General features: G+C 57.8%; 5 protein-coding genes. All 5 read left to right on the top strand.

Annotated elements, in window-relative coordinates; translation table 11 throughout:
• Positions 1–136 precede the first annotated feature (136 nt).
• From ACZ5A6_RS10190 to ACZ5A6_RS10170, 5 genes are read left to right on the top strand one after another with little or no spacing between them, the layout of a single operon-like run.
• On the top strand, positions 137–1,753 hold the full coding sequence (locus ACZ5A6_RS10190; protein ID WP_464110937.1) for an Eco57I restriction-modification methylase domain-containing protein: 1,617 nt from the start codon (positions 137–139) through the stop codon (positions 1,751–1,753).
• Positions 1,753–4,518, top strand: coding sequence for a hypothetical protein (locus ACZ5A6_RS10185; protein WP_464110936.1), 2,766 nt, complete (start codon positions 1,753–1,755; stop codon positions 4,516–4,518). Before ACZ5A6_RS10190 ends, ACZ5A6_RS10185 begins: the two co-directional genes overlap by 1 nt.
• The gene (locus ACZ5A6_RS10180; protein WP_464110935.1) at positions 4,515–8,849 is read left to right on the top strand and encodes a DEAD/DEAH box helicase family protein; all 4,335 of its coding nucleotides are present in this window, start codon (positions 4,515–4,517) and stop codon (positions 8,847–8,849) included. Before ACZ5A6_RS10185 ends, ACZ5A6_RS10180 begins: the two co-directional genes overlap by 4 nt.
• 28 nt (positions 8,850–8,877) lie before the next feature.
• The gene (locus ACZ5A6_RS10175) at positions 8,878–11,067 is read left to right on the top strand and encodes a hypothetical protein (protein WP_464110934.1); all 2,190 of its coding nucleotides are present in this window, start codon (positions 8,878–8,880) and stop codon (positions 11,065–11,067) included.
• Positions 11,064–11,618, top strand: a complete 555-nt coding sequence (locus ACZ5A6_RS10170) for a phospholipase D-like domain-containing protein (protein ID WP_464110933.1) — start codon at positions 11,064–11,066, stop codon at positions 11,616–11,618. The genes ACZ5A6_RS10175 and ACZ5A6_RS10170 overlap by 4 nt, the downstream gene beginning before the upstream one ends.
• The last annotated feature ends 158 nt before the right edge of the window (positions 11,619–11,776 follow it).

The following is an 11,776-nucleotide window of genomic DNA, read 5'->3' as shown; positions in this document are numbered from 1 at the left end:
GTTTGACTTTGCCCATCATTTGAAACAACCTGGGGGAATATTTTAGAGGCATGGGACTCAACCTTTGTGACGTCCTGGCTGACACCCGTAGCGCATTGGTGTTGCTTCGAGTGCCGCCGGCGATGATCCTTGGTTCATGACGTACGGGGTGATCGAATTGCGGGGTAGGAAACAGGTTGAGCTGCCGATGCTTGCGGTGGCAAAAGCAGCCGCGCGCGCATTGTCGAGAGCCATCTCCCCGGAGAGTGATCTCGGCAAAGTCTGCCTTGATCTTCGATCTTACGAAATCCAAGAGGTCACCACTCTTTGCGATTGTCTGTCGAAGTTGGGGGTTAGTGAGCGCAACTACTGGATTGGAACGCTCTACACTCTAATGATCTCCACAGAGATGCGCCGTGCGCAGGCGACGTATTTCACACGTCCCGATCTCGCGGATGCTGTCATCGACCTTGCAATTGACCACGGATTCAATCTTCGTAGCCACTCGGTACTCGATCCAGCGGCTGGCGGCGCCGCTTTCCTTTCCTTGATCGCCCAGAGAATGCGAGCCGAGAATTTCGAGCCGTCCGACATCGCAGAGAGGCTGAACGGAGTGGAGGTCGACCCGTGCCTTGCTGAGATGTCCGAATACCTGATCGCCGAGCAGCTTGAAGGATTCAGGGCCAGAAAGATCGTTTTAACGGGGGACAGCCTGCGAAAAGAGTTCGCCGCCACCCACGATCTCGTAATTGCGAATCCGCCTTATGGTCGAATCACGCCCAAAGACCTGGATAATGACCGCTGGACGCAGGTGGCACATAGTGGTCACATCAACAAATATGCCGTTTTCACCGAGATCTGCTTTCGGGCGACGAAGTCGGGTGGTCTCGTCGCGCTAGTTATTCCATCGAGCTTCAAGGGCGGTCCTTTCTATGATCGGATGCGTTCCTTCATAGCCAATCAGGGTGAAATCCTGGTGTTAGGCAACGTCGTGAGCCGGGAAGATGTTTTCGCAGACGTCACGCAGGATATTAGTGTTCTTCTTGTGCGGAAGGGCGTCGCGCACCAGCCTTCTGCCCATGTGAAGTTTCCATCCTTTGTCGCCGGGGGCATTGCGCGTCCAGTTCCTGGCGGGCCGCTGCCCCCCGACCTTTCTTCGCCTTGGCTGGCTCCGTGGGATTCGAGAAGAGATAGAGGCGGAGCTACGATCGCCACATATGGGGCGACCGCGAAGGCAGGTTATTTCGTCTGGAACCGGTCAAAGGAGAGATTCTGCGATCCTGCAAGTCCAGGGGCATTCCCACTGATTTGGGCGAAGAATGTCAAACCTGGAAGAGCATGTAAGCCTCGCAATAGGAAGGACAACGGCACCGACTTCGTTCTTGTCCCTGAGGGAAGTTCGGCCATCGTCACGGGACCCGCAATCATATTGCAGCGAACAACCAACAGCAGTCAGCCCAGGCGGCTCGTTGCAGCCACGGTCGATCGTACTTCCACCGCGTTGAAAGGATTCGTCAGCGAGAACCATACAATCGTGATAACCGGATCCTGTGAGCAAGACCTCTCGCTTCTTGCAATGCTGCTGAATACCAAAGCCGTCGACGAGCGTTACCGCGCGGTATCGGGCACTGCTACAGTATCGGTGAAACTGCTTCGTGACCTCGATCTTCCGTGTCCTCAATCCTTTCGTGCAGCGTTGAACGAGGGCCATGATGCTGAAGAGGCCGCTGTCATCGCATACCGTGGTCACAGCAGACTGGCGGAGGCGTCGTGATGAGAGGTGATCGCAGAGATTTCGGTCGTGCGCCCGGTACGTCGCTATCCGAACGCCTCCGCCAGCAGCAGGATCAGGCTCGCCGCCGCGCCGAACTTCTATCCGCCCGCACAGCCAAGGCTGCATCGCCGACGGCCGACGCGCAGGTCGCTGCGAACGAAAACCTCATTGATGCCAGAAACGCGGATGCATGGATCGATGCCCTGAGGAAAGTGCCACTCAGAGCGGTTGGTGGGGAGGTGCTCCCAATCTCGGGTGTCTACGAAGAGATCATCCGTGCCGCGATCGGGGCGATGAACAATAACGAGCCCGTTGTGCTGCTGACATGGCCAGCACGCGATGTCTGCATGTCGGCCGTAGCTTCGCTATTAGCGCTCGCTGACGTTGCGGTCTGCCCCGAAACCGAGATCGAACTGCATGGAAGCAGAAACAAGTCCTTCGAACGTCCCCGTGGCGTAAAGGCGCTGATCTATCCCTACGCTCGTACGACGCATGAGGCAGCCCGGGATATCCAGATCGACCGGGATTATCTTCACCAAACTCATTTCGCTCACCTTCTAAGGCACACGTGCGGCCACGACGACCGCAGGTCGCTCAAGGACTATCACCACATTATTAGCCGAGTTCGCACTCTTTCCGGCAAAGCGAAGAACGGCACGGTCCGGCCTGAATTCGAGCATCCGACTCTCGACGAGATCATGCCGCACGGCAATTGTGAGGGGAAAGCCCATCCCAACGGCACCCTCCTTTGGAGAGCCAGTTCGAGAACCGACCTCAAGGACCATAACACCGTTCGCACTCATGCGGACATCGGTTCTGAAGCGAGCTACTACCTCTATGGAGCAAGGTACGGTGAGGAGATCGGCTTCCGAAAGATGACGGGTGGTCTCGACCTCATCATCATTGACCTCACAAGAACAGGCCGGAACCGTCTAGGAGAAGACTGGGCTGGGAGAACCCGCCGGGTATACGCGGTCCTGAAGAAACTCTTTCCGAGTGCCGGTATCCTCGCGGTGACGGAGGATCCTTGGTCGTTCGACAAAGCTCGTTTCGAAGTCTTCAACGATAGTACTGCGGAGAAGAACCGCAGTGTCCGTCCGGCAAAGTCGATAACGATAACGTCGATGTCGTCGTCAATCCTTGCCGATGAAAGTCACGTACCATCGTGGTCCGGCGGCGGGGTCGTCGATGTCAAAGGATTTAACGGCGATGGCAGGAAAGTAGCGGATGATCTGAGGACGGCGCTGCGCCGCCTTCGACAGGCACGTGATAGGGACGGTGTCGCCGCGATCAACGACATCATCGGCAAGCTGAGGCGGAGCGCTTCCCTTCCCGGGTCCCTGCGGGCATTCGGAGACTATCTCGAGGAGGAACACGGTCACTCGGCCGCCATCGACGTCATGGAAAACTACCGGATCACGGGGCAGCTAAGGTACCTAGAAAATGCCGCGTCGGATGCATTCGTGATCGGTGGAGAGGAACTGTCGATTGCGCTTCGCGCGGCTGATGGCGTCATGAAACGACTCAGCCAAGCAACACCCATGTCCTATCTTCTCACGGCCGTGGTCAGATCAATCCTCCACTCCTCGTCGAAGGCGCTCTTCATGTTTCGCAAGCAGACGCTGGCGGAATTTGCCATGGCAGCACTCTGCAAGGAGATCCCGGAACTCCAGGCACGTCTCGATAAGGAGATGATCGTTTTCTCTGGTCCCGGCGGTCTTTCGGACGTGGCCGGACTGCCTACTTCCGAGCGAAACAAGTTTAAGCGAATCTACGTTGTCGCGCCTCCTCGCGACGGGGTGCTGACTTTCTTCTCCAAGGAATGGCTTCCCTCCGAGGTCTACGTCCTTGCTGATGGTGACACTGTGGCATTTTCTTCCCGGGATGCCTCGCGTCTTGCAGAACAGATCAAGGAGCCGGAGATCGCCTCACGGCTCAAGAAGTACGCCACGGCCGCTAACGAGGATCTCTCCGGCCTCGGGATCGCGCAGATCAGGATTACTGAGACCCCTGATCTGCCGGAGGAGCTTCAATTTCCTTCCGAATCCATCATCAATCTTGCAGGCAATGTCCGTACGGGGGACGGAGAACTCGTGGAGCTTGTGATGGACAGCGGCCAGAAGATCATCGCGCGTCCTGGAACGGCACTCGTCCGTCTCGAACGGTCGAGAAGCATGGACATCTTCCGCCAGATCGACGCAAGGGATGTCAGACCAGCAGAGAACATATGCGTTATCAGCTCGGGTTTCGTTGACCGCGCCCGTCTTCTCGTTAGCATCAAGGCAAACGCATCCGAGGTAATCCGCATCTACCACGAAGATGTCGTCCGACGATTTTCGAGCCTTCCAGGATTCAACGATGCTGACAGGATACGCGCACTCATTGACCGGATCGGTGACACTGCTCTTCAGGTGCAGACGGTGAAGAGATGGGTCGATCTCGACAGGCAGTTGGAGGCGGCGCTGCACCTCGTGGTTACGCAGGCGCCGCGGACGCTGGACGTGTTTCTCCGATTTACGTCGGCGCTCGGCATGGACAAGGTGCTCGCCGAACGCTTCTGGCAATGGGGCGTGCGTGCGCAGCGAAGCTTCAGGATGAAAGCGGGAATGGAGTTCCACGACGCGTACAGAAATATCCTAACCGATCCGCACGCGGCTCTGGCTTTTGCCGGGGACGATAAGCGGACTGCCGAAATCGCGAAGCTCCAGCGTCTGGCGGAGGAGCATGTCAGCCAGGTGCTATCTGTCAGGAAGTTCAGGCCATGATGAGACCGAAAAATGCAGCCGAACTCGGCAATATCGACGTCGAACTCAAGGAAGCGATCGGCGACGCACTTGTGAACATGATCACACGGCGCGCTAGCGGCACCGACGAGGCAGGGCGCATAGTCTATGGAAGGTCGCCACAACGCAGTGTCTTTTCCGGCCAGCTCCTTCCACGCCTCGCGGATGGGAATGTCGATGATACTTCCGACATCCACATTGCGGCGCTCGGCCTCGACTTCAACATGGACGCGAACGCGACGTGCGTGCTCGAGGCGACCCCGAAGTTCTCGATCTATGTCCGGGTATTGCCAACCTGGGAGGAAATATCGAGTGACCGCTTTGGAATCCCAGTAGAATTCAAACTCCGCAAGGAGAAGAAGGGCGAGATTGACAAGAAGATCAGAGAGCGCCGCGAGAAACTCTTCGAGCGGGAGAATCTGGTCCGCCCGGACTGGAACGCGCTCGAGCCTGATCAGAGGGAGCACCTGAAGCGTCGCCGGACAGAAATCCAAGACGACGTGCGGCGAAGCGTCTATGGCGAATACGGCATCAGGATAGGTGAGACAGATAACAGGATCTTCGACAGGCCAGACTTAAGCGAGAGCGACGGTGAAGACAATCCCGCGCTCAGTACACCTGGCGACGAGGAGGCGGGTACGGAAGCGGCACCTGATCTCGGTCGCATGGTGACAAGCGGTGCCAGCATTCCGGAATCCATGTATTCACCAGCACAGATTCCACCAAAATGGGTCCGTGTCGATTTCGATTTGCCAACATGCACATGGACCGCCGACCTTTCTGGCGATGCACTTGCATCGGTCTTTGTAGAGCACTCCCGGTCAATGCAAGTGGCGATCACGGACCAGCTAGGCAAATGGCAGGAGACCTACGGAAAAAGCGCGTGGAGGGACCGGACCGTCACTCAGGCCGATGCCGCCAGCGAAGAGAACTGGAAGCGCTTCATTGACAGAGTTTCCAATGAGAAAGTCGATCCCAGGATTTTCCCAGATCTCACAGGCGTGGTCATGCGCATGGAGCGGCAGCGCGACTTCATGGATCCGACACGCGTGTCAGTGAGAATTACGCTGGACAATTCCTGCACCGAACTGAGCAAGGCCGACGCGCGCATCCAGTGCAATGCGATCTTCGGCACTGCGTTCGCCCTGCGCTTCGACCGGAGAGCGCATCGGCCCGTCAAACTGGACCGGGTAGTGCCTTCTTACAGGTTCCGCGAATACATGACATACCCCGCCATCGGTCTGAACTGCGGGGTGGAAGAAAACGATTCGTCGGCGGCAGTGATCGAGCTGTCGACAACCTGGGCTCCCAGGTTCAATCAGCCAAGGGTGGTGCCGCGCAACATCGAAGGCCTCGAATACCGGTTCAGGCTGCTTGCGGACGACTACGACCCAGGGAAACTCATGGCCCTCGTTCGGGAATATCGAGACTGGATCGATCAGCAGGAGGTCGCACTCAAGGATTCGATCGTACAGGGTCTGACCGATGACGATGCCGCCCGCGAGCGCGTGCGTTTTGCGGAGGATCTAGCCGGGCAGCGCACCGAAGCTCGGCACATCGAGCAGGGCGTGCAGATCCTCGTAGCGTCCCGAAAGGCCTTCATGGCTGTGACTGGTGCTGCCGGGCAGGAGAAGGAAAGGCTAATCCTAAAGGCAGCGCCATGGCATGCCTGGATCATGATGAACGAGTCCTTCGCTCGTCGCGACGCGAAGTATCCGGGGAGAGGCTGGAGGCTCTTCCAGCTCGCATTCATCCTAGCTCACATTCCCACATTCGCTTCGAGGATGGACGGGTTCTCCGAACACTTCGATGCTGACCGCGACGAGATGGCGGCCAGCCTTCTCTACTTCCCGACCGGGGGCGGAAAATCCGAGGCGTTCTACGGCGCGCTGGTCTTCGCCATCTTTCTCGACAGGCTTCGCGGCAAGAATCGCGGCATCACCGCGATGATCCGCTATCCGCTGAGGCTGCTCACGTTGCAGCAGGCGCAACGTCTCCTGAAGCTCATTGTCTGGAGCGAAATCGTCCGGAAGGAGAGGAAAGCCGGATCTTGGCCGATCGAGATCGGATTCTGGGTCGGGGCATCCAATACCCCAAACCGCTTCCACTACATGAAGGCTGACCTGCCAGACCTCGCCTCGGCCGATGAACAGGACGTTCTCGCTTACGGCAACAGCGCGGAGGCGAAGAGGTATCAGGACGCGCAGGCTTCCTACAACAAGGTGCCCTCATGTCCGTGCTGCGGAAAAACCACCGGCCTCAGGAAACACAAGTCGCCCGGCGGAAAGGAGCGTGCGGTCATCGTATGCTTCTCCTTGAAATGCGAGTGGAACAAGATTCATGGCGGCATCACGCCTCTGCCATTTCTCCTCACCGACGACACCATATACCAGCGTGCGCCAGCCATCCTGCTCGGCACTGTTGACAAGCTCGCTATGCTTGGCCAGAGCCCCAAGACGATCACCGACATCCTCGGCATGTTCGGCCTCGCAAGATGGATCGGGCCGGACGGCCATTTTGAAAATCCAGGCGAACAGCAGGAGTTGTCCAGCGGACCGTCGAAAAGCGGTGCCACTGCCGCTTATCCTGCATACGAGGCTGGAGAACGAGTATTCCACGATCCGTTCCCCAGCCTGATTATCCAGGATGAGGCACATCTTCTCGAGGAAAGCCTCGGAACGTTCAGCGGACTGTTCGACACGCTTCTGGAAACAACATTCAAGTCGATCGATGGCATCTGTGGGAAAGAACTGAGAGCCGCGCGGTATCTCGACCGCGAAGGAAATCTCAAGGTGCGGATGCCGAAAGTTATCGCCGCTACGGCCACAATTAGCGATCCAGATAGACAGATCAAGACTCTCTATCAACGCCGTCCTCTCAGGTATCCGTATCCCGGGCCGGACATTTACCGATCTTTCTTTTCCGAACCCGGTGACCCACCGGACGGCAACCACGAACGATCGTCGCTGGCGCAGACGCTGCCGCGTCATCTTGCCCCAGAAGCCACGGCCCCGCTGATGCGGCTGTACGTATCACTGATGACAAACGGCGCCACGCACACCGTGACCACCGTCGGCGTCCTAAGCTCCTTCCATACGATCATCACCCACCTCTGGCAGGATCTACTCAATCCCGACAGGGCGCAATCCGCTGTCGCCGAGTTGTCGGCTGCGGTGCGGGAGGACAGGGCGGGCGGTTGGCGCCGGGCGGCGATCCAGCGAGCCCTCGATGAGGGAAGAGTAGACGAGATCATGGCCCTCGTCGATCTCCATCGTATCGCGCTTGCTTACGTTACAAACAAGAAGGGTGGAGATCAGGTCATCGACGCGCTTCACACAGCCGTGGCTCAGAAACATGTGCTCGCCGGGTTCCCCCATGACCGCTTCATCAGCCGTCTGATCTCCGGCGGTATCGACATGCAGGAAATCCAAGCGGTCATGAAGCTGGCTGAGAACTCGTTCGAGAGCGGACAGTATCCCGATATCGGGGAGACGTTGCGCAACATCGTCGCCACTTCGGCCATCAGTCACGGGGTCGACGTGGACAGGTTCAACAGCATGTTTTTCGCCGGTCTTCCGTCGGACATTGCTGAATACATCCAAGCCTCGAGCCGAGTTGGACGTACCCATGTAGGATTCGTCATGCTGCTGCCGACCCCGCAGAGCCGGAGGGATAGGTACGTCGTCGAGACTCACGACATCTTCCATCGGTTTCTTGAGCGCATGATTGCGCCGCCGGCCGTCGAGCGATGGTCGGAAATGGCGATCGACCGCGTGCGGCCCTCCTACGTCCAGACGTGGGCGATGCTCAAGGACGCGCGCAACTTTCGAAATCTTCCTGACGAGCGCAAGTCCGAGTTCGTGACGCATGACTCGACCAGGGTGCTTAACAAGATGGCACGGAAGGACGCTGTGGCCTTTGCCAACGACGTCGGTGGCTTCATGCTAGACGCGATGGGTATCAGCGGACGGGGCGAGGATAGGATCGGCGAACCGCAAGCGAGGGATTTCTATCGAGCCAGAACTGACGCGGCTGCGTCGGCGCTTGGAAAATCCATCAGGGACCTAGATATAACCGCGCGCCTGCGGCAGTTCTGGGAGGAGCAGGAAACCAAGCTTCAGATGCCGATGACATCGCTGCGCGACGTCGATGAAGCAGGGCTGATCAGAGCGTCCGACTTTGATCGCGGATCGAGGGGATACTCGAGGGAGATGAGCCTTGAGGATGTCGCGACGGCAATGAAAATCATTAGGAGACAGCGCGGGGATGCCGCGGAAATAGACGTGGATTTCGATCACATAACGGGGGACTGAGATGAGGAGAGGGGGAAAGACGTTCGACATGGGCCGTTCATCAGGAGCGCGGTTCGCGCCGCCGCGAGAGGAAACCAAGAAGGCTGGGCCGCCTATGATGCAGCGATCACGCGCGCAGATCGCGACCTCTTATGCACCAGGTGTCCTCATGACCTGGGAGGGCGGGCGCGGCATCTGCAAGTCTGTCCCCATCAGGAAGCCATTCGACGAGAAGCTCCCCCGCAATGTGGTCGATACGATCTTCGAGGGGGTCGAGCAGTTCGCGCAAAACTGGCATGTCAGAGTGTCCGAGGCCTGCCCGGCAGCACCCGATGAATTCATACTCGATGACGTGTTCTACGATGCCGAAAGCGGCGAAGTTAAGGTTGACCGGGCTCGGTTCGACCTCAATCAGCCGAACGTTGTCGGATATGTGCCGTACCCTTTGCTCTTCCAGTGCGGGGAATGTGGCAGGGTTCATGAGTTCAAGAGCGTGGCTGAACTCGCAAAGAAGAAGCTGCCCGCTAAATGCAAGGACCACGCTTCGAGGTGGTCGCAGGTCGACGTCGTTTACGCTCACTGGTACGGGACGGTCGAGCCACTAAGCCCCTACAACTGGACGGTCAGCGACGAGACCCTTGAAGTCCGGCAGATCGAGCGTTGCACATGCGGCTGGCAGCAGTTCATCCTCAAGAACAAGGCACCTGTGTTTTCGGAATGGAAATACGTATGCGAAAGCTGCGGCACCCAACGCGATCTCAAGAAGGCTGAGCGGAATGTGCTCCAGAAGCTGAAGTGTGACAGCCTCAAGCCCGGTGGGCAGTCGTTCGAATACATTCAGGTCGATATGCTCCCGGTTTCATACCGCGCGAGCAGCGCGTTCTATCCACAGAGGGGCAGCTTCATTGAAGTGCGGGAGACGAAGGTCGTCCAACTGATGAAGCCGGATCAACAGGGCGAGCTCCTCCAGAAACTGGCGGCCATCCATTCCATCCCATACGAGGAGCCGTCCGAGGAAGAGATCCAGCAGGCTCTGCTGCAAGCTAATCGGCGAAACGAGTGGAACGACTACCAGAGCGCGTGCGGTGCGATTAGAACCTTGAGCCCTGGAAGCTCAATGATAAGGTCGTTTGAAGAAATCGTTAAGACGATGCGGGAGAAATGGTTTTCAGAAGGGGTTATTCAACGCGGGAGGCTGGCAAGCGACGCGATCGCGGACGCTGTCGAGGGCCGCAAAGCCTGGGCGCAGAAGTTCGATCCGATCAGGCTTACGGTGGAGCACGCCGCGTTCGTGGAGGAGCATATTGCGGAAGGCCTGCTCGGCCCTCGTAAAACAGCCATCGACGTGACCGAACCGGATGTCACCCTCCTCGAAAAGGCGGGCATCGCAAATGAGCTTCGGCGCTATCAGGCGGCGGTCCGCGATGTGCTCGACGCAACGGGCATCAGCCAGATGTTCGTTCTGCGCAGTCTTCCGATCTGCGAGTATAGCTTTGGCTTTACCCGTGTTTCATCCACCCCGGTCTATGAGCGCGAGTTCCAGAACCGCAAGGTGCCTATGCCGGTCAGACTGGTAGCGTTCGATGAAATGAAAGGAGGTGGGCATCCGATCTACGTCACTCAGCAGAAGAACGAGGCTCTCTACATTAAACTCGACGAGAAGCGGGTAGTCAGGTGGCTCGATAGAAACGGAGTTGGAGGCCTGCCGCCCGAAGGTAGCAGTCTGGCACGCAGATATCTCGAGACATACCAGGATTTTGGCCAGTTTCTGGACGGATTCAAGGACAAGGAGCGACAAGGGATGTCCCGTGAACTTGCTCCTTACGTCTACATGTTGCTACATTCGCTGTCTCACCAGCTCATTCATTCACTAGCGGACGCGTCTGGATTGGATCGGGATGGCATCGGCGAATACATCTTCCCTGCCGATCTCGCCTTTACCATCTATCGCAAAGGAATGACCGCCGACCTTGGAAACATCTCCGCTATGTGGCGCAATCATGCGATGGATTTCCTGAGGCGCTCGATCGATCAACGTCAGTTACGATGCGGATCAGGCAGCTTGTGTGACAGCCGCGGAGGCGCTTGCCCAGCCTGCATCATGGTCAGCGAAGTTTCCTGTAGCGCTTCCAACCTTCTTCTGTCGAGGTCCGTTCTTAAGGGAGGTCCGTCTCCGCAGTGGGAGGCACCGGGTTCGCCCGAGCTTGTCGGCTACTTCGACGCGGCGCTGAACGCATGAGTTCGATCCCGCTCGCCCCGCAGGGTGCCGCCCGGCTTGTCGTGACGATGCCGCCTTCGCCAAGCCATATCGAACGTGCTCTCGCGGCATCCTCCGCGAGCTCGCTTCTCGCTTTAACGGTCACAGAGGACGCGTTTCGACATCTCGCCTGCAAGGCGCAAAGACGCCTTGTTGTGATGACTCCGTATCTTGATGCCACGGGATGCGCCTGGGTGTTGGATATGTTCGCTCACACCCCAGCGCCCGAACGCATTCTGATCGTTCAGAAGCCAGAGGAGTTGAACAACGCCGGTGTGCACAAGATCGCATTGCAGGAAACTGCGACCCGCATCCATTTCTATGGCGGGGGCGAGACTGACGAAACCTTTCACTCCAAGATCGTGTTGGCAGACGGCAGCGATGCTTATGTCGGGTCAGCAAATTTCCTCTGGCGCTCGAAGAACGCAAATCTCGAGTGCGGGCTGCTGGTCGATGGACCTGTGGTTTCCTCGATTGCCATCCTTGTAGAGGCGGTTATGTCAACGTTCCTAGTTCGGCCGGAATTCGTATGAGTTGGCGCGAATTGGTATGATCCCGACAAAAATCTACGAAGAAGCGGGCGTCAAGATAGTCCTTGACGTCGCCGCGGCTGTTCTGTATTCGTTCCCGCCCATGAACACCTTCGCGCACCACTCGTTCCGAATACGCTGATTGACTCCGGGCATGCCCG

The sequence above is a fragment of the Agrobacterium sp. 6Ca8 genome (genome assembly GCF_055382765.1).
Note: the sequence above shows the minus strand (reverse complement) of the source record. Positions and strands in the feature narration are given on the sequence as shown.

What these genes read in the sequence shown, in the direction of transcription:
- ACZ5A6_RS10185 (WP_464110936.1), top strand. Translation starts at nt 1,753, where the DNA reads ATGAGAGGTGATCGCAGAGATTTCGGTCGTGCGCCCGGTACGTCGCTA.
- ACZ5A6_RS10175 (WP_464110934.1), top strand. Translation starts at nt 8,878, where the DNA reads ATGGGCCGTTCATCAGGAGCGCGGTTCGCGCCGCCGCGAGAGGAAACC.
- ACZ5A6_RS10190 (WP_464110937.1), top strand. Translation starts at nt 137, where the DNA reads ATGACGTACGGGGTGATCGAATTGCGGGGTAGGAAACAGGTTGAGCTG.
- ACZ5A6_RS10180 (WP_464110935.1), top strand. Translation starts at nt 4,515, where the DNA reads ATGATGAGACCGAAAAATGCAGCCGAACTCGGCAATATCGACGTCGAA.
- ACZ5A6_RS10170 (WP_464110933.1), top strand. Translation starts at nt 11,064, where the DNA reads ATGAGTTCGATCCCGCTCGCCCCGCAGGGTGCCGCCCGGCTTGTCGTG.